The 19741-nt window shown below is 50.2% G+C and carries 13 protein-coding genes; 7 read left to right on the top strand and 6 right to left on the bottom strand.

Annotated features, from left to right (window positions below; genetic code table 11):
- The first annotated feature begins 160 nt into the window (after positions 1-160).
- The 4 genes from VGN67_RS04545 (at position 161) to VGN67_RS04530 (ending at position 3484) form a co-directional block, all read left to right on the top strand.
- Positions 161-697, top strand: a complete 537-nt coding sequence (locus VGN67_RS04545) for an RNA methyltransferase (RefSeq protein WP_327485588.1) — start codon at positions 161-163, stop codon at positions 695-697.
- A 111-nt stretch (positions 698-808) separates the two neighbouring features.
- Positions 809-1339, top strand: coding sequence for a hypothetical protein (locus tag VGN67_RS04540; protein ID WP_327485587.1), 531 nt, complete (start codon positions 809-811; stop codon positions 1337-1339).
- 26 nt (positions 1340-1365) lie between these two features.
- Positions 1366-1668, top strand: coding sequence for a cupin domain-containing protein (locus tag VGN67_RS04535; RefSeq protein WP_327485586.1), 303 nt, complete (start codon positions 1366-1368; stop codon positions 1666-1668).
- A 130-nt stretch (positions 1669-1798) separates the two neighbouring features.
- Complete coding sequence (locus tag VGN67_RS04530) at positions 1799-3484, top strand: lamin tail domain-containing protein (RefSeq protein WP_327485585.1); 1686 nt, start codon at positions 1799-1801, stop codon at positions 3482-3484.
- A 132-nt stretch (positions 3485-3616) separates the two neighbouring features.
- On the opposite strand, the gene VGN67_RS04525 is transcribed toward VGN67_RS04530, so the two are convergent.
- The 4 genes from VGN67_RS04525 to pgeF form a co-directional block, all read right to left on the bottom strand.
- The gene (locus VGN67_RS04525) at positions 3617-7177 is read right to left on the bottom strand and encodes an FG-GAP-like repeat-containing protein (protein ID WP_327485584.1); all 3561 of its coding nucleotides are present in this window, start codon (positions 7175-7177) and stop codon (positions 3617-3619) included.
- Positions 7178-7263: 86 nt separating this feature from the next.
- Complete coding sequence (locus VGN67_RS04520) at positions 7264-9003, bottom strand: RagB/SusD family nutrient uptake outer membrane protein (protein WP_327485583.1); 1740 nt, start codon at positions 9001-9003, stop codon at positions 7264-7266.
- A gap of 101 nt (positions 9004-9104) precedes the next feature.
- Entirely contained in the window at positions 9105-12359 is a 3255-nt protein-coding gene (locus VGN67_RS04515; protein WP_327485582.1) for a TonB-dependent receptor, read from the bottom strand.
- 250 nt (positions 12360-12609) lie between these two features.
- Positions 12610-13401 (bottom strand): peptidoglycan editing factor PgeF, encoded by a 792-nt coding sequence (pgeF, locus tag VGN67_RS04510; RefSeq protein WP_327485581.1) that lies wholly within the window; start codon positions 13399-13401, stop codon positions 12610-12612.
- Between the two features lie 72 nt (positions 13402-13473).
- Here pgeF and VGN67_RS04505 point away from each other — a divergent pair, with 72 nt between their 5' ends.
- Positions 13474-15117, top strand: a complete 1644-nt coding sequence (locus tag VGN67_RS04505) for a lectin-like domain-containing protein (RefSeq protein WP_327485580.1) — start codon at positions 13474-13476, stop codon at positions 15115-15117.
- A gap of 11 nt (positions 15118-15128) precedes the next feature.
- Here the strand turns inward: VGN67_RS04505 and VGN67_RS04500 are convergent, their stop codons facing one another.
- The gene (locus VGN67_RS04500) at positions 15129-16211 is read right to left on the bottom strand and encodes an endonuclease/exonuclease/phosphatase family protein (RefSeq protein ID WP_327485579.1); all 1083 of its coding nucleotides are present in this window, start codon (positions 16209-16211) and stop codon (positions 15129-15131) included.
- 181 nt (positions 16212-16392) lie between these two features.
- Here VGN67_RS04500 and VGN67_RS04495 point away from each other — a divergent pair, with 181 nt between their 5' ends.
- A complete protein-coding gene (locus VGN67_RS04495; protein ID WP_327485578.1) occupies positions 16393-17622 on the top strand; it encodes a metallophosphoesterase family protein in 1230 nt (409 codons plus the stop codon).
- Between the two features lie 37 nt (positions 17623-17659).
- On the opposite strand, the gene VGN67_RS04490 is transcribed toward VGN67_RS04495, so the two are convergent.
- Positions 17660-17845, bottom strand: a complete 186-nt coding sequence (locus tag VGN67_RS04490) for a hypothetical protein (RefSeq protein ID WP_327485577.1) — start codon at positions 17843-17845, stop codon at positions 17660-17662.
- Positions 17846-18227: 382 nt separating this feature from the next.
- On the opposite strand from VGN67_RS04490, the gene VGN67_RS04485 reads away from it, so the two are divergent.
- A complete protein-coding gene (locus VGN67_RS04485; RefSeq protein WP_327485576.1) occupies positions 18228-19706 on the top strand; it encodes a gluconokinase in 1479 nt (492 codons plus the stop codon).
- The last annotated feature ends 35 nt before the right edge of the window (positions 19707-19741 follow it).

Raw genomic sequence — 19741 nt, 5'->3', positions numbered from 1 at the left:
TGAATTTTAAATATACGAACAAAATTCAGTTCTCGATTAGCCTATAACTCTTTGATCCGGGCCTTGTTTGACTACATCCAGTTTTACCAGCTTTTTTTGTCACCTTCTTTCGTTGTAGGTTTGGACCCGAAAGAATGAAATTATATTCCCCTTTAAAACAATGCGTAAACTATTAATTGAAGAAATGGACCGGTTATCGGTGGAAGGATTCAAAAACGCCGATAAATTTCCCTTTGTAATTGTACTGGACAATATCCGGAGCCTCAATAACGTGGGATCTTTTTTCAGGACGGCCGATGCCTTCCGGGCCAGCAAAATATATCTCTGCGGCTTTACCCAGAGTCCGCCCCACCGCGAAATTACCCGTAGTGCCCTGGGGGCCGAGGTATCGGTGGCCTGGGAAAAAATAGAAAGTACTTCGGAGGCCGTAGTACGGTTAAAAGCGGAAGGGTACAGGGTAGTAGCGGTCGAGCAGGCCGAAGGTAGTACCCTGCTCCAGGAGTTTAGTCCCGGACCTGATGTACCCTATGCCTTTGTATTTGGAAACGAGGTGGAGGGCGTTGCTGATGAAGTAATTGACCTGGTGGATAGTTGTATCGAAATTCCACAGTTTGGAACCAAGCATTCTTTTAATGTGTCCGTTTCGGCGGGAATCGTGCTTTGGGAGTTTGTAAAACAAAAATTAACAAAAATATAATCGAACAAATTTGCTATATATCTGGTAAGAGTGGTACTTGTATGTTTAAGCAGCCCTCTGGTCTTCTAAAAAGGTTAATTTTTCCTGCTTACTATACCTATTCAATTCTATATGAAATCTACCAAGAAAAAACTAGCTGCCGAAATTGCCAGTACCCTTGAGGCGCAATTGGGTGAGGTTAGTGCCAAGTCAAAAAAAATAAAGAAATCAGTCGAGAAAGCGGCTGAAAAGCTGGCCAGTAAGGTACTTAAACTCGTAAAGAAAGAGGAGAAGGAAAAAGAGAAAGGCCTGAAGAAATTAAAGAAAAAGGTAGAAGTAAGGGGCAAAAAGGAAAATAAAAAAGCGGAGAAAAAAGAAGCTAAAGCCCAGAAGAATGCCGCGAGGGCGGTTGGGAAAAGAGCCAAAAAAGAAGCCAGCCAACCAGCGGCAGCGGCCACTTTGGCAGTGATATCGGCCGCAGTACCTACCCCGGCCCGGCGGTCAGGAACCGTGGCAAACGCCCAACCGGCCGTTACCAAATCGGCTTCGTCCCGGGCCAATACCCGCAAAACAACTGCCGGGGCTAACAGAAAAACGGCTTCTGCGCCAGCCAATAACTCTGCGAAAGCTGACGAGTCAAAGGTTAACGGCCACAACGAATAGTTGTTAGTCATCAAAGGATAATAGCAGTGCCTTATATCCGACAAACCAATCCGTTTGTGGTACCTACCACCGACGGTAAGCTAATAGAAGAACATTACGGACGTGCCTCGACCCACGGTGGAGCTTTTAGTGTGGCCCACATGGTAGCCCCACCGGGCTGGGGCGAGCCGTTTCAAACGCCCGAATTTGACGAGGTAACTATCCTGGTCAGGGGTAAGAAGCAGTTTGAGGTAGAAGGAGAAACCCTGATACTGAGGGCCGGCGAGACTATATTGATCCAACGCGGCACCCGGGTACGGTACTCCAACCCGTTTGATGAACCCTGTTAGTACTGGTCGCTGTGTGTACCGGCATTTTCACCGGATACGGTACGGAGGGAAGGCTGATTAAAGGCTTGCGGCAAATGATAGTGATGCAGATTTCGAAGGGAATCTGCATTTTCATTTTTTACACACCCCTATGAAGAAGTTTTCCGCAGTACCGCTACTTTACCTGTTGAGCCTTTCACCCGTTGCTTTGGGGCAAGGTTACAACAGTGTGGTCATTACGGAAATCATGGCCGACCCCACACCCCGGGTAGGCCTGCCCGACGCGGAGTACATTGAAATTTTCAACCGAACGGCACAGCCGCTGCCCCTCCGCGGATGGCGCCTGGAAACGGGTACCCGCTCGGCCGTTTTCCCGGATTCGGTGATAGCCCCCGGACAGTATGTGATCGTAACCGGGCGCAGTTCAGTACCTCTGCTGCTACCCTTTGGGAAAACTATAGGCCTCAGTTCGGTTACGTTGCCGAACGAAGGTGCTACCCTGGCCCTACGGAATAACCGGGGGCAGTTGGTATTTGCGGTTACGTACTCAGACCGCTGGTGGCCAGCCGACCGGCGGCAAGGCGGTTACGCACTCGAAATGGTAGATACCGACTACCCATGCGGCGAAGCCGAAAACTGGCAGGTATCCACCGACGTGCGGGGCGGTACCCCGGGGCAAATCAATGCGGCCCGGGCTTCCAATCCGGACCTGGTGCCTCCCAGGGTGGAGCGGATAGAAATAGCGGCGGCGGATCAGGTGGTAGTATTGTTCAGTGAGCGGTTGGATAGTAGTAGCGTCAGTGGGGGCGGTTTCTCGGTTTCCGGACGGCAAATTGTGCGGCAGGTACTTGAAACACCCGAGTTCAGGCGGGTTACGCTCACCCTGGACACCCCCCTGCTGGAGCAGCAGCCTTACGAGCTGGTGGTTCGTAACATTACTGACTGCGCCGGTAATCTGCTTCGGGAGGCCCGAATACCGCTGGGATTACCTTCCCGGGCCGACTCGGGAGATGTGGTACTGAACGAAATTCTTTTTAATCCGCGCACCGGTGGGGTAGACTTCGTTGAAATTTATAATCGGACTGCAAGCTATATAAATCTTAGAAACTGGACAATTGGCAACGTAAGCGCCGGGCTTCCGGCCAATTTTCGTACCCTAACCACCAATGATGTACTGCTGGGACCGAATGAATACCTGGCCTTTACGACCGACCTGGCTATCCTGCGGCAGCAGTACCCTTCGGCCCGCCCGGCCCGATTTCTGGCCGTAGCTTCCCTGCCTCAATTTCCGAACGTGCAGGGTGGAGTAGTACTACGTGATCAACAGGGGCGAATTTTTGACCGTTTTGACTACCACGAAAACTTTCATTCGGCCCTGCTGACCAGCCGGGAAGGCGTTTCACTGGAACGCAGGTACATTGATGCGCCAACCAATAACCCTTCCAACTGGCACTCGGCGGCCTCTACGGTAGGGTACGCCACGCCCGGCTACGCCAACTCACAAGGTAGTCGAGGTGATGAAACCGATGGTTTTGTGGTAGAACCCGAAGCTTTTACCCCCGACGGAGATGGTGCCGACGACCTGACCACCATCAGCTATACCCTATCGACGGCGGGTATCGTAGGTACCATCCGAATTTTCGATGTACAGGGACGACTTGTAAAAAATCTGGTTCAAAATCAACTGATAGGTACCCGGGGTCAGGTAAGCTGGGATGGTACGGATGAGCGCGGAGCCGCTGTGCCGATGGGCTACTACCTGTTGCTTATTGATGCCTTTGACGCCAATGGCGCTATCCGACAGTTCAAAAAGCGGGTGGTAGTGGTGAGGAGGTAGGTTGAAGTGGAAAATAAATTGAACACGTAGAGACGCAATATTTTGCGTCTGTTCAGCCAAATGAGGAAAGGTTAGTGAAAGGTAGCCTAAGTACAAAAGTTCATGTACTATAGACTACCTTTTTTACTTTGATTAAAACGTTACTTTTCGCTTGTTGCCTTTATTATCCAGAATCTCTACGCTTACTACGTCATCACCTACCAGGAGCGCATGAGCCGATTGCGACAGGAATGAAGATCCATAGCCTACTTCTTCCCTTCGGGTCTGGCCATTTTTTAATTGCAGCAGGGCAGTGGTTTCCAGGGGAGCCAGCGGAATTCGTCGCACCGGTTTTGTACTGGCAAAGAATTTCAGCTGGTCGCGGTTCTGGGAGGCGGCCACCAGAAGCTGCCCCTGGGCATCGGCCAAGCGAACGGCAGCTTTGGCATCGCCAGGTAGACAAAACCCACTTTGCTGAGGTAACAATGGCTGGAAGTTTCCTTTGCCATCTCCTTTAAGTACCAGACCGTAAAAGGCGTCGTACCGACCAATGGCTGTCTCCGATGCGTAGTTATTTCCGGTCAGTATTACGTCCAGATTCCCGTCCTGGTCTACGTCTTCGGTTACCATACCAAACAGGGGAGCCAGCTGCGCCTGTACGGGTAGCTCCTTAATTTTAAAGGTACCATTGCCCTGATTTTCCAGGTAGCTGCTTTTCATCCAGTTGGCCCGGAGTACCAGGGCGTCTTTCAGTTCCTCGGCCTTTAAAATATCGGTAATGGTAGCCTGCGAGTACTTTCCGTATTCCTGGTAGCGCTGACGCGCCTGAATTATCTGTTTGCCCAGTTCATCTCGGGTATTGTAGGGGAATTCCTTAGGAGTACCATCCTGGGCTTTATAGAATACCGTTGGAATGGCATCAAAGAAACCATCGTTGTTAAAATCCTTAGCATACATACCGATGGGCTGCCGATCGCTGGCCCGGTTGAGGGTATTAGTACCCAGGTTCCCGGCTATGTAATCTATGTCGCCATCGTTGTCAAAATCACCGGCGGTAAGGCTGTTCCACCACCCTTTGTACCCTTCCAAACCGCTGGTAGCTGGTTGTAGCTGGCCATTATTGTTTTTGAGAAAAGTCAGGGGCATCCATTCTCCCGCCAGTAGCAGATCAACCCAGCCGTCGTTATCGAAGTCGGTCCAAAGGGCATCGCAAACCAGGCCAATGTTCCCGAGTGGTTTGGCCACCTGCGCCGTAATATCCGTAAATTTTACCTGGCCCCGAGACGAATCATTCCGCAAAATGTAGCTGGAAACCGGTTTGGGATATGCACCCGGCTCAACCCGGCCCCCTACAAAAAGGTCGAGGTCGCCATCCCGGTCATAGTCGGCCGCCTTCACGCAGGAACCACTGCTCAGGAAGGCCGGTAAAGCCTGCGTGGCCAACTGAAAGCTACCGCTTCCGTCGTTCAGGAACAACTGGTCCTGTAAGGCCGGCGAATTTGCCTGAAATTCGTAACTGCCACTGACAATATAGAGGTCCAGGTCTCCGTCACCGTCGGCGTCAAAGAGTAGTACGCCCATGTCTTCGCTGGTTTTGGGCAATCCGTCCTCTCCCGGTAGCAGGTCCTTTTCCGTAAACTGACCATTGGCGTTCTGGATCATAAAACGGCCCTTATGCTGGTAGGAGCCCCCCACAAAAAGGTCGTCCCGGCCATCCCCGTTAACATCGCCCACGGCCAGCGCGGGCCCAAACTGCGACAGCTTGTGGGGTAGTAGTTTCTGGAGGTTAAAATCAATGACATCCATCTCTTCGTGCTTATATCCCAGGTTGAGCGTACCCGTAATATCACTAAATAGGGTACTTGGGCCTGCCCCGGCAATAACTTCCTCCGGGTCTGGATCAGCGGCGTTTTGCTCACTTAGGGTCAGTACCTGGTTGGCCTTAATATCTTTTAGTACCTGGGTCTTTCCGCCCGGCCAGACTATTTTTAGCTGGTCTACTTTTTGCGTTTTGCCCAGGCCGAAATGAGCGACCTGCTCTACCGTAGAAAGGTACCCCCGGTAGGGTGTATGCTCATATACCTGCTTCTGCCCACCCTGGTACTGGATCTCGATCCAGGCTCCGAGGCCCATTGGGTTGGTCGATCTGCCTTTCAGGTTTACACGCAGGTAGTTACTTTCATCCGGTCTTAGCTGAATAAGGTTATTGCGGTACACCGAAGCCGAATCATTGATATTGTTAACGATATAATCCAGATCCCCATCCCCGTCCAGGTCGGCGTAGGCGGCTCCATTGGAAAAACTGGGTTCTTTAATGCCCCATTGGTCGGTAACATCTTCAAACTGTAAGTTTCCTTTGTTATGAAAAGCAAAGTTCTTGAGCTTAACCGATGGTATGTACTGTAGCATATCCATCTTAGTAACTATGCTGGATATTTCGGCCCGGTAGGCTATAAAATCCATATCAGTAATGTCGCGGGGAAAACCATTTGTAATGATTATATCCCGCTTTCCGTCGTTATCGAAGTCAGTAACCATAGGAGCCCAGCTCCAGTCGGTTTCGGCCACACCCGCCAACAGACCAATATCACTAAATACCGGTTGTCCGCTGGCCGGATCTTTCCCCTGGTTCAATTGTAAGGTATTGCGGGCGTACTGGTGCTGGTAGCCAAACCGGTCATTGTTCTGGTAGGTAATATAGCTGCTGGCCGGGGTCATCATTTTCTTCCGGTAGTTGGTAGCGGGCATCATATCCACCGCCACCACATCTACCAGACCATCGTTATTGATGTCGCTGATGTCATTGCCCATGGCCGAGTGGGAAGTATGCTTAAAGTAGCTCGCGGCCTGGTCGGTGAAGGTACCATCCTGATTATTGATGTACAGCAGGTCGTTGGTGAGGTAATCATTGGTGACGTATATATCCTTCCAGCCATCCTGATTAATATCCGTAATATTTACTCCCAACCCGTATCCTTCAATAAGGATACCGGCTTCTTTGGATACATTGGTAAAAACCGGGTGGCCGAGGGTCGCATCCCAGTCGTTGCGGTAGAGGCGGTCGGTCCGTTTGGAAGAGCCATCCCGGATTTTCTCGTGGTACTTGTTGGGGAAGTTTCGGTCGTCCATTTCGTTAACAACCAGGAACAGGTCGGGGTCACCGTCGTTATCGTAGTCAAAAAAAGCGGCGGTGGTAGTATGGGTGGTATCGGCTATACCGTATTCCTGCGCCATTTCTTTGAAAACAGGTACCTGGTCGCGGCCAGGACCCTGGTTCACGTACAGCATGTTGGTGCGATCCGCCACGCCTTTTCTGGCCGTGGCACATACGTAAATATCCAGCAGGCCGTCATTGTTAATGTCAATCAGGGCAACGCCTGACGACCACTTTTTTTCTGCCCCAACACCGGCTTTCTCCGTAATGTCATCAAATTTGAAATCGCCTTTGTTCAGGTACAGTTTGTTACCGGTGGTATTTCCGGTGAAGTAGACATCCGGCAGGCTATCGTTATTAAAATCACCCAGGGCCACTCCGCCACCGTTGTACACATACTCAAAGGTAAGGATATTCAGGGTGTCGTTTTCGGTAATCCGGTTGGCAAAGCGAATACCGGTTTCGTCGGGCGACAAAGAAGTAAAGAGGGTTTTGTTGTCCTTGCAGGAGGTAACAAGAAATCCAGTAATCAGGAACAGAAAGAGGGAAAACCGGCACATAACAGTCAAAAAGATATAAATAAAGGAGAGATGGTAAATTAATACCATCTCTCCTTAAAACGTTCAGTATAACTGAAAATTATAGATTAAAAACCAGGGTTCTGCTTCAGAACATCTGAGCCTAAAAGGTCAATCTGAGCCTGAGGTATTGGCAGGTACTCATCTTTGTTGGCATCAAATTTAGCACCACCCAACGCGTTTGGCAGGTACTTGCTTTCGTAGGCCAGATAGCTGTTCAGGTAAGGCTCAGCAATACCCCAGCGAACCAGGTCATAGAAGCGGTGTCCTTCATCGGCAAGCTCCAGTTTACGTTCAAAGCGGATGGCATTACGTGCCATTTCTTTGGTATTAAAGCTGGTAGCGGGATACTCGCTGATCATGTAGTTGGCAGCGGGTGTGCCGCCTACGGTTACAAAGCCGGCAGGGTTAGCGGCACGGGCACGAACCCGGTTTACATACTCACGCGCTTTTTCCAGGTTGCCAAGTTCAGCTTCGGCCTCAGCAGCCATTAACAGAACATCAGCGAAACGAATGATAGTAACGTTAAGCGCGGTATAACCGGGGGTCCATGAACTGTTATCCTGTAATGAACCTACGTCAGACTTGTAGTAGGTAAACTTCTTGGGCGAGTAAGGACCACCGTTAACCTGGTTACGAATCCAGGCAACACCTGGATGCAGACCCCAGTCCAGGTATTGAACACCACGACGACCAACTGTGTGATCAAGACGGGGATCAACTGGCTTGGTGTCAGGCGTAAAGGTTGCCGTCGATGTTACGCCCTGATCCGTTTTCAGCTCATTGGCAGGCTGGCGGTAGGAGTTATCCAACAGAGGTAAACCATTTTCAGTACGGAACGAGTTAGCAAGGTCAAAGCTTGGCTGATTAAATCCGCAGCAGTTACCCGGGCCATTAGGGCCGGTGTTGTACGGATAGTTCAGGTCAAACTGTGGGTTAGCGTTGTTCACACTACCGGTGTTGGCGGCCGCCTGAATCGCAAAAATAGACTCAGCATTGTTGTCGTTAGACGCTTTGAATATATCTGCATAACGAGGTACCAAAGCATACTTCTTGCCATCGGAAGTAACACCGCTGGCAATTACCTGGTCAAACATCGCTTTGGCTTCGGCGAACTTGTTCTGGTACAGATAAATTTTACCAAGGAAAGCGGCAGCAGCCCATTTGTTAACACGACCTACGGCACCTTGAGTAGCAGGCAGGTTATCGAATGCATGCTTTACATCAGCCTCAATCATCGGCCATACATCCTTGTCATTCTTAATTGCCTCAATTCCGGTTCCTACGTCGACGGTTTCATCCACATAAGGTACGTTTTTGAAATTACGACGCAGCTCAAAGTAGTAGTGCGCCCGCAGAAAACGCGCCTCCGCACCAATGCGCTTCTTATCAACTTCGGTCACTTCGGGCTGTGCTATTGCCAAAAGACTTAACACGTTGTTAGCACGGGCAACCCCTTCGTACAAACCACCCCATGAATCGGCAATTACACCCTGAGTAGTCTGGTACTCATAGCGCTGGATCGGGTTGATGTCCGAGAAATCTCCGGGATCAGTACCTTTATTGGTTTCACCTCCGCGAACCGTACCAAATACCCAGTTGTTAGCACTGGCCATCCGGTTAGAACGACCATTGAGCTGTGCGTAGGCAGCAATCAGTGCGCCTTCCAGACCATTCTTACTGGTTAGCTGGGCTTGCCCTAACTGGCCGGTAGGCGTGATGACAAGAAAGTCGTCGTTACACGATACTGCAAGAAGCATAAGCGATAAGGTTGTCGCTACGGCTCCTTTTGTAATTAGTTTTTTCATAGTAAGTTTTTAAGAAATTATGTTCTAAAACGACTAGTAAAGTTGTTTTATTTTATCAGGAGCAGCCAGTAATTTTACCGGCGCTCCTGACATTGTTTTTATTAGAAGGTCAGATTGATACCACCCGTTACGCTTCTGGTGATAGGATAGTTTCCAACGTCAATACCAAAGTTGGTATCGGCATTACCACCCACCGATGGGTCGAGGCCTTTGTACTTGGTGATGGTGAAAACGTTATTGGTAGATACAAACAAACGGAGTCTCGACAAACCGGCACGGTTCAGCAGGTCACCAGGCAGGGTATAACCCAGGGAGATGTTCTGCAGACGCAGGTACGAGCCATCTTCAACGTACCACGAGTTAGCCTGCGTGTTGGTACTGAAGTTAGAAGCTTTGTCAAATATAGGCTGATCGGTATCGGTATTCTGAGGAGTCCATGAATCTTTCACGCGCTCACTGATAGCAGCACCGGCAAACGATGGATAGAAGTCAGTAAACCACTTCGACACGTTGAAGATCTTGTTACCAATTGAAGCATAGGCGTAGGTCTCCAGGTCAAAATTCTTATATCTCAGGGTAAATGTAAGACCCGTAGTGAACTTTGGAACCGGGCTACCCAGGTAGGTACGGTCAGTGGGGTCAATTTTACCATCACCGTTGATATCCGCGTAGCGGAAACGACCAGGAGCGGCACCTGCTTGTGTTGGTGCGTTACGAACTTCTTCGGCATTCTGGAACAGACCCAGTACCTGGTAGCCGTAGAAAGACGACAGCGAGTAGCCAATCTGGTTACGGATAGGCTGAATACCACGGAAACCGGGGTTTACCGTAGTCAGGTACGTAAGACCTGGTGCTAGCGAAACAATCTTGTTTTCCAGTACCGTAGCCGTAGCGTTTAGTTCGTAGCCCAGGTCGGTGCTGAACTTGCCACGGGATACAATCTGTAGGTCAATACCTCTGTTCAACATTTCTCCTACGTTTACCGAAGGAGCAGAAGCGCGGTAACCGGCAGTCTGGGAGATAGGTACCTGGAACAACAGGTCGCGGGTATCTTTCCTCCAGAAGTCAACAATTACGTCCAGTTTGCCGTTAAAGAAAGTTCCATCTATACCAATGTTCTGGGTAATTGAAGTTTCCCATTTCGCGTTGGGGTTACCAATACGATTCCGGTAAAATCCTTCAGCTACGTTGCTATTGGTTCCGCTAATATCGTATACAGCTTCACCCAGGTTAGTAGTATACAAGCTATACTGGTTGTTGGGGTCCACGTTATTTGAGTTACCCATGGCACCGTAGCCACCCCGAATCTTCAGGTCGGTAATCCAGGTCAGCGGCTTCATGAACTCCTCTGACGACAGGCGCCAGGCAGCCGAGAAGGCCGGGAATACCCCATAGCGATTGTTGATACCAAAGCGGGAAGAACCGTCCCGACGAATTACCCCGGTCAGTATGTACTTGTCGTTGAAGATATAGTTCACACGACTAAAAAGTGAGTAGAAATTAACTCCTTTGAAAAGGTTACTACCAACCGTTTTGCCGCTACCAGCTACCGTGTTAAGGGTTACGTAGTCAGGATCAATTGAGAACGGATTCAAACCGTTACCGTTTAAGTTACGACCACGGCCGTCATTCAGGGCTTCCTGACCTACCAGTACTTCCACGTTGTGCATACCAAAGCGCTTCTTGTAGGTAGCGGTGTTAGTCAGCGTCCAGGCAAAAAAGTGCCCTGCGCCTTCACCGAATCCAAATGCCGAGTTGTTCTCCGAGTTTTCGTACTGCAGACGGCTATAGTTCCAGAAGTAGTTGCTACCGTAGTTACCACCCAGGCTGGAACGCAGGGTCAGACCGGGAATAGGATCGAATTCAAGGTAAATATTACCAAGAGCACCGGTTCCGAAGCCACGGTTATTGCTTTGACCTTCACGGTTAGCTACCGGGTTGCGCGGGTTGTTAAAACCAGAAGCAGCTGTACCGGCGTAACCACCAAACTCATCGTATACCGGAATGATGGAAGGCATACGGAAGGCCTGCAGAATATCGTTCTCATCTGCCGCCACACCTTGTCCACCAGCTCCACCACCTTGTCCTAATACTGAGCGGTAAGTTAGCTGGATATTCTCACCAAAGCGTAAGTTCTTTAGAATGTTGAATTCAGAGTTAGCGCGGAAGGTGTAGCGCTTAAAGCTGTTATTGAGTAGGATACCCTGCTGATCCTGGGCACCAAAGCCAATGTAGAAACGGCTGTTGTCAGTACCACCGGAGAAACCCAGTGAGTGACGCTGCAAGGGAGCAACACGAGTAATGGCATCGTACCAATCGGTTCCTTCCTTGTTAGCACGAACTACCTGATACACCGCACCCGCTTTTGGGTTAATGTTGTATTTAGCTCTTTCGGCTTCCAGGTCTACGCTTCCAACTACACCGGAACGGTTACCCACCCGGATATAATCAGGAAGAACCGGAGTTTGACCGGTACCAAACTGAGGGTGGTTAAAGTTAGGGGCGCGACCTTCCTGGAAAGCCTGGTTGCGCTCGGCCTGCCAGGTCCACTCCGCAAATTCGGTTGGGTTTAACATTTCCTGGCCACGGCCCGGATCGGTTACACCATACAAACCGTCATAGGATACGGTCAGTTTCTTAGCGCTCTTAGTACCTTTTTTAGTCGTATATACAATTACACCGTTAGCAGCACGAGCACCGTAGATAGAAGCCGCAGCGGCATCTTTCAGTACGGTAGTAGACTCGATGTCATCGGGGTTCAGGAAGTCTGAAGAACCTACGGGGATACCATCCACAACAATCAGAGGAGAGTTACCACCGAAGGCACCAAAACCACGTACCCGAACCTGACTTTGAGTACCGGGTTGTCCGTTAGAAATAACGGTAACACCCGCTACGCGTCCCTGTAGCTGCTGCTCCACGTTTCCGGAAGGTACTACGGTCAGGTCTTTGGGCTTAACGGTAGACACCGCACCGGAAGTTTCGCGGCGGCTATCAACGGAGTAACCCGTTACGATTACTTCTTCCAGGTTGGAAACATCATCAGCCAGGCTGACGGTAATATTACTCTGGTTTCCAACCGTTACCTCCTGGGTACGATACCCCACGAAGCTAATTACCAATACCGCATTCGCAGAATTTACATTAATGGCGAAGTTTCCTTCACCATCCGTCGTTGTACCCGTTTGGGTACCTCTTACAACAATCGTGGCGCCTGGTACGCCTTGTCCGTCACTCGTCCCCACTACCTTACCTGTAACTTGACGGGACTGGGCCGAGGCCACGTCCTGAAAAGCTACTGTAATGAGTAGTACCAAAAGGGTACTACGTAACAACCAGTAGATTTTTGTTTTCATAAAAAGATTGATTGGTTAAGTGAATTAAATCGTAATCCGAAGGGCTGCTCCTAAAGTATCCAAAACAAGGAAAGAAATGTTCAGGATAGAACAGGACAGTTTTTCGAATTATGGTAATAAGCAATTGTAAAAAGCATTCTACTGAACAAAGTTAATTAAATTTTTAGCTAATAAAACGCAAATCGCGGTACAAGAATAGTGAAATTTTTAGAATGTATAATCCAAAAGCAAATAAATATAAGAAAATGAACTAGTTGGTTAATAAGTGCTTACTGGTTATAATGCCGATTGCAGCCAGCATTCGGCCCGTTTGGCCATTTTCCAGCCGATAAGAGAAGTAATCGCAATTATGCAGAACCGTGGAGTAGCCCGATACTTCAATGTGATTTTTCCGGACTCCGGCCTGCACAAGCTGCTCCTGATTAGCGGCCTTCAGGTCCACGAAGTACTTCCCGACTGTAGGGTCAAAACGTTTATGTGTTTCCAAAAATTGCTCTGCTACTTCTTCGCCCACCTCAAAAGAGCATTCATCAATGCAGGTACCTATATACGCAAAACAGTCGGCCGGGTTGGTGCCAAATTCGTCCCGCATCCGCTCCACCGCCTGGCTGGCAATGTGCTGAACCGTGCCCCGCCACCCGGCATGAACGGCCGCCACCACCCCCTGAACCGGATCGTAAATTAAAATTGGAGTACAGTCCGCAACGGTCACAGTTAGCACGGTATTTGCTTGGTTGGTAACGAGCGCATCGTACCCCTGGTACTGCCCGGGTTGGGTAACTGTGAGAATTTCGGCTCCGTGAATCTGGTGGGAGGAGGCTACCTGCGTGGGCAATACACCCAGCGCCTGCCAGAACCGGTTACAGTTTTCCTGTACATGACCGGGGTCGTCCTTAGTGGAAAGCCCCAGGTTGAGTGAGGAATAGGGAGCCGGGCTTACGCCGCCATGCCGGGTACTTTCGGCGGCTATCAGATCAGGAAAGCGGCTAAACAGGGCCGGGCTTCGAAACAATGGTTTTAAAGTAGCAGGAAATTGAGTCATGATGGTACTAATGCTCGTACAATGATTTTTTTAAGTTAGCTTATATTCACAATCTAAAGCTAAAAAGATTGTATGCTTCTTCGGGTACTCCTGGTGGTTTGGGTTTCGGTCTGCTGTGCGGGCAGTGACCTTTTCGGCCAGTCCTATAATCTTCTTGGAAGTACAACCGCTATTGGAGGGGACTGTTACAGGATTACCGAAGATATACCCTGGCAAAATGGAGCCGTATGGTATACCCAAAAGCTCAACCTGGCGTCTTCATTTGATATTGAATTTACCATGAATTTTGGCAATAAGGACGCGGGAGGAGCCGATGGGATGGTTTTTGTGCTGCAAACCCGGGGTAACAATGCCTTAGGTCCTAATGGGCGCGGACTGGGCTTTGCCGACTTCCTGCCCTCCTTAGGTATTGAGTTTGACACCCACTCCAACACCAGTGCCTCCGAAAGTGAAGACCCCCGCTTTGACCATATTGCTATACTCCGGAACGGAAATGTTAACCATTCGGCTACCAATCCTGATAACCTGGCGGGGCCGGTACAGGCTTTGTCGGGAAGTGCGAACATAGAAGACGGGAAAGATCATCTGGTGCGCATAGTCTGGAATGCCGCCGGGCAAACCCTGGAGGTATACTTCGACTGCGAGAAAAGACTAAGTTCATCTGTAGATATGGCCAGTATATTTGGGAACGAAAAGCTGGTATGGTGGGGTTTTACGGGTGGTACGGGGCAGCTCAGCAATCAGCAGGTGGTATGTCTGCGGAAGGACATTGTAGTGAAGGATACTTTTCAGATCTGTCAGGGAGAGGCCATTCAACTGGTAGCGCGCAATTCTTCGAACGGGCAGTACAGCTGGAGCCCCGCGCAATTGCTGGATAATCCAACCTCCAAAAGCCCCATGGCCCGTCCGGAGCAGGATCAGCTATTTGTGGTTTCGTACCTCGACAAATGCGACCGGCCGGTTCGGGACAGCATATTCGTAAAGGTAGGCTCCGCTTTTAATGTGGACCTGGGGGAAGACCGCTCCACCTGCCAGGAGAAGGCCGTAACGCTGAGCCCGCAGGTAGCAGGTACTACGGCCGCATTGCAGTACCAGTGGTCAACGGGCGAAACCACCCCCATAATTACCGTGGGTACCACTGGTACTTATATACTGACAGTAAGCTCGGGGGACTGCCAGGTTAAGGATACGGTACAGGTTGAGTTTCTGTCGGTGATGACTGACTTGCCCGTAGTGTCGGATGTATGTATAGCCAACGGCCCCCTCCGTCTGACTACCTCACTCTCTGAAACTACCAACTCCTACTTCTGGACCCATTCACGAACAACCGCATTCAGTACTTTGGTTAGTGAACCGGGTACCTACGAGCTCATTACTACCACTACTTCGGGATGTCAGTTCCGGGAAAGATTTGAAGTAAATAAATGGTGTGATCTGATGGTATGGATACCGGATGCATTTTCGCCCAATGCCGACGGGCATAACGATAATCTGTCGGTTCGTGCTTCGGGTGCCGTGGATTTGCACTGGACAATCTATGACCGCTGGGGGAATGCTATCTTCCACAGCCAGAATATAGACGAGCCCTGGGACGGCTACTTCCACAATGTCCTGTGCCAGCCCGGCCCCTACGCCTGGAAAGCCCAGTACCGCCCCAAAAGCACCCCGGATGCTCCTTATTTTATAAAACGGGGGGTAGTATGGCTTGTCAAATAGCCTTGTAATCCCTATGTACTTTTTTTCTGCTTCTCGTCGCGGGTTTCTTCGTGAATTTTTTCGTTGGCCACTTCTAGGTCTTCTTCCTCCGGCATTGGTTTTTCCTGCTGGGTGGCACCCTGGGGTTCGTACTCCAGCCTTACCCACATGGGGAAGTGGTCGGAGCCAAAGTAGGGGAGTCGCTTTATTTCGAGCAGCCGGAACTCAGGCGAGCAAAATATATGGTCAAGGGGGAAACGGATTAAGGGGTATTTGGCGTGAAAGGTATTGAAAAAGCCCCGTCCGCGCCGGGGATCAAGCAAGCCACTGATTCGTTGGAAAAGTCCGGTGGTATAGCTCCAGGCCACATCGTTCAGGTCGCCGGCTACTACTACCGGGAGCGGTGAACTTTTGGCCAGTTTGCCCACAATCAGGATTTCCTTGTCGCGTTCGGTTGACCGGGGATTTTCCTGTGGTACCGGAGGGGTAGGATGTACACAATAAAACTGGATCATTTCTCCCGAAGGAAGTTTTACCTTGGTGAATATGGAAGGGACATCGTCCTCTACCAGGTAGTTTATTTGCTGGTCCAGGAGTTCAAAGCGCGAAAATACCATCAGTCCATAGGTGTTGTCGAGGGGTTCTTCTATCCGATAGGGGTACTTTTCGTGCAGGCTGGCCATGGAGTCCGACCAGGCCTGATCTGTTTCTGAAAGTATAAATATATCCGGGTCGCAGGCTTTTATCTGTTTAAGTAGATTGTCAAATAAAGTATTGTACTGATAGACATTAGCAATCATAATGCCGATGGTCTGGTCTTTTTCAAACCGGCTGGCGTTGAGCAGCTGAATGCGGGAAAAGGGCAGAAACGGAAGCATCTGGTAACTCAGGTAGGCCAGGTTGAGCAGAAGCGCTCCGGCGAATGCCCATTGGTACCAAACGTTAAAATCAACAATGAAAGGATAGATGAATAATATTATAGCAGTAAGAATCCATTTCTGCAGCCGGGGATAATCAAAGACTCGGAAGATCCAGTAGTCGGCCCGAATAAGGGAAAGTGTAGAGGCTACCAGTAAAAAAACGCCAACTGCATAGAGAATACCTAAACCTAACATAAGGCTGCAAGCTTTTTCAGAGTGAATGATGAGTTTATTACTTGCTCTAAAGTATCATGCCACAGCCGCAGCGGCGAGGTAAAAAAAATTTCAGAAAAGAGTAAGGCAGCAAACCCAGCCAGCAAACAAAATCCTACCTTAGGTTCTTTACTAATGCAGCACAGATTCAAAACCCTTAGCTATGCCAGAAACTTCCGAAGAAAAAGCGGAGAAGTACCTTGATGTGGGCCATTCGGAGGCCGAAAACCACGCCCGGTCCCAGCAAAAACAATACGATGAACACGTAAAGCGCACCACCGCCGTCAGCCGGGTCATCTCTGAATTTTTCAAGACGAATATCTTTGGATTTACCTACCACTACTTCCGGAGCCGCTTTGGCCCCCGGCACCCCTACCAGGCGTACCCGCGTTTTGGTGACTCCGGGGTATATAGGCTGCAGTCTTCCCTGCCTTCCCGCAAAGCCATCAGCCTGGCGTTGCTGGGCGACTGGGGTAGCGATACCGACGAGTCTGACGCGGTGGCGCACCTGGTAGCCCGCTATGCTCCCGATTACTCCATTCACCTGGGCGACGTGTACTTTGTAGGTACCCCCCAGGAAGTAGAAGAAAATTTTACTGCCCCCCATGCCTCGTGGTACTACGGGGCTTCGGGTAGTCTGGCTTTGTCCGGGAACCACGAAATGTATTCCAACGGTGATGCCTACTTTCAAAACCTGCTGCCCGCCATGTATGCCTACGAGGGTGAGGAGCGGAAAACGCAGCAGGCGGGTTTTTTCTGTCTCGAAAATGACCACTGGCGCATTATCGGGCTTGATACCGGCTATACCTCGGTGGGGCGTCCATTGATGGAGGTGATTTCTCCCCCCGACTGCCACCTGCGTAAAGAACAACTCGACTGGCTGCGCGATGTGGTACGTATCGGCGACCCGGCCGACAAGCGGGGCCTGGTACTGCTGAGCCATCATCCCAATGTGTCATCGTTTCGGGACGATTACTTTAAGCCGGGCGAACAGATCTGCGAGTTGCTGGGTGAAGCCGACCGGCCCCTGATTTGGTTCTGGGGGCATGACCACCGGCTGGTCGTGTACCATCTGGAACAAAACCGGAATGGTCCCCGGACCTTCGGCCGTTGCGTAGGCCACAGTGGTATGCCCGTCGAAATCAAGATGCCGCGTACCCAAGTAGAGCAGGATCGGTTGCTTTACTACGACCGCCGGGTACGTAAACAGATTGGCCGGCACCCGGTGGGGTACAATGGTTTTGTGATGCTAAACCTCAGGGATAATAAGCTGGTAGCCGAGTACCGTGACATAGAAGATACCAGAGTACTGGAAGAGGAATGGAGCGTTGATATTCAAAACGGCCAGCTCAGATGGAACGTTACCTACGTCCTGCCCGAACTGGCCGTATAGAAATCAGATTCCAGGAAATCTGATTGAAGTTCTTTTATTAATGATGCTCGTCGTGCGAATCTTTGCCGCTGAAGTAGGAGGCAAACGCGATGGTTACTCCCAGGAACCCGACGATAAAGACAAGGAGATCCCCAAATATGCCCAAAATCAGCAGGAGCAGGAGGTAGATACTGATGTTTGCCCAAACGGGTAGTTCGGTGGATTCGGTATGATGAGTAGTCATGATTCTGTAATAGTTTGAATTGTATAAATACGGGGCGAAAATAATAAATAACCCTACATAATCCATCCCCGGTCTTTAAATTACCTCGGCTTATGGTAGCGCGCCGCGAAAAATAATAATAGACTTTATATTTTTTTACGGCCTGTTTCCAATTTTATTTCGAGGCGCTATCCCTTCTTTGGCTTTCTAAGTAAAGTACTCTCCGGCAACAGTAACGCGGCATTAATAATAGCACAGTAGCGTAATATAAGTACCTTCCGCCTTTCAATTATACACTATAAGAATTAAATAGAGCAAGCAAACTTTGACTGTTTTAGGGCCTTTTATTTCTTCAAAAGCCCAAATCCGCCTATACTTGCTAACTTATTAATAAAAAAATACAATGCCGTTTATTATTGGAGCCGATATCGGGACTACAAACGTAAAATCTGTCGCTTTTGACTTGTATGGTACTATATTGGCTTCACACAGTGTGGGGTACCCCATCTACTACCCCCATGCTGACTGGAGCGAGCAGGACCCGGAAGAAATTCTGCGGGCTACCCTGGAAAGCATCCGGACGGTATATAAAATGTGCAAAAAACACGGTGAACTGAAAGGTATAGCGTTTAGTGCGGCCATGCACAGCCTCATTGCGCTGGATGAAAACGGCAAACCCCTTACTAATTCTATTATCTGGGCGGACAACCGCAGTGCCGACATCGCCGATGCCCTGCGCCACTCGGCCGACGGCCGGCTGCTGTACCACCGCAACGGTACGCCCGTCCACGCCATGACCCCTGCCTGTAAGCTGTTGTGGCTAAGGCAACACCAGCCCGATACCTTTGCCCGGGCCGGCAGGTACGTTGGCATTAAAGAGTATATCATTAATAAACTGACCGGCAAGTACCTGATGGACTACTCACTGGCTTCGGCTACGGGCCTGTTCAACATTCGTAAGCGCAGCTGGGACCGCTGGACCCTGGACCTGATTGGTTTGGATGAAGCCCAACTACCCGAAGCCGTATCTCCTTTTCATATAGAAGAGTTACCGGCCCGAAATCTTTTGGACTTACCCGTAGGTACTCCCTTGATTATGGGTGCCAGTGATGGTTGCCTGGCTAACCTGGGTAGTGGTGCCATGGCCCCGGATTCAATGGCTGTCACCATAGGTACCAGCGGGGCAGCCCGCATCAGCGCGGATAAAGCCTACACCGATGAGCAAATGCGTACCTTTTGCTACCTGCTCGACGAAAAGACCTATATAATCGGAGGTGCTACCAACAACGGGGGCGTAATATTTCAATGGCTGAAAGATGCTCTGTTTGCCGAATGGGACTATGATACGCTCTTTGAGGCTGCCGCCCAGATTGCCCCTGGAGCCGACGGACTCCTGTTTATGCCTTATCTGCTGGGCGAGCGGGCTCCGCTCTGGAACTCGGCGGTAAGGGGCGGATTTCTGGGTCTGGATATTAAACATACCAAGGCGCACTTTGCCCGGGCCGTCATGGAAGGCATCCTGCTGAATCTGTATAGCATTGGCAAGGTACTTAAAGAAGGCCGTACCATTACCTCCCTCTACGCCAACGGCGGTTTTGCGCGAAGTCCGGTATGGGTTCAAATGCTGGCTGATGTGTTCGGAACGCCCGTCCGCCTGAATGATACCGTGGAAACCGGGTCGGTAGGGGCGGCCATGATGGGGCTGAAAGCGGTGGGTATTATTAAGGATTACTCGGAAGTACCTCTCTTTACACCCGTTGAGCAGGTGGTGGAGCCGGATGCGCGCAACCACGCGGCTTACGCGGGCCTATCAGAGAAATTTTATCAGATGGCGCTGCTCCTTTCTGAACTATCGCAAACCAGCCGGACAGAACCTTCCTGAGGTACCTGGAATCATGTATGTAGTTCAGGCAAAAG

Source organism: Telluribacter sp., assembly GCF_035998675.1.
GTDB lineage: Bacteria > Bacteroidota > Bacteroidia > Cytophagales > Spirosomataceae > Telluribacter.
Note: the sequence above shows the minus strand (reverse complement) of the source record. Positions and strands in the feature narration are given on the sequence as shown.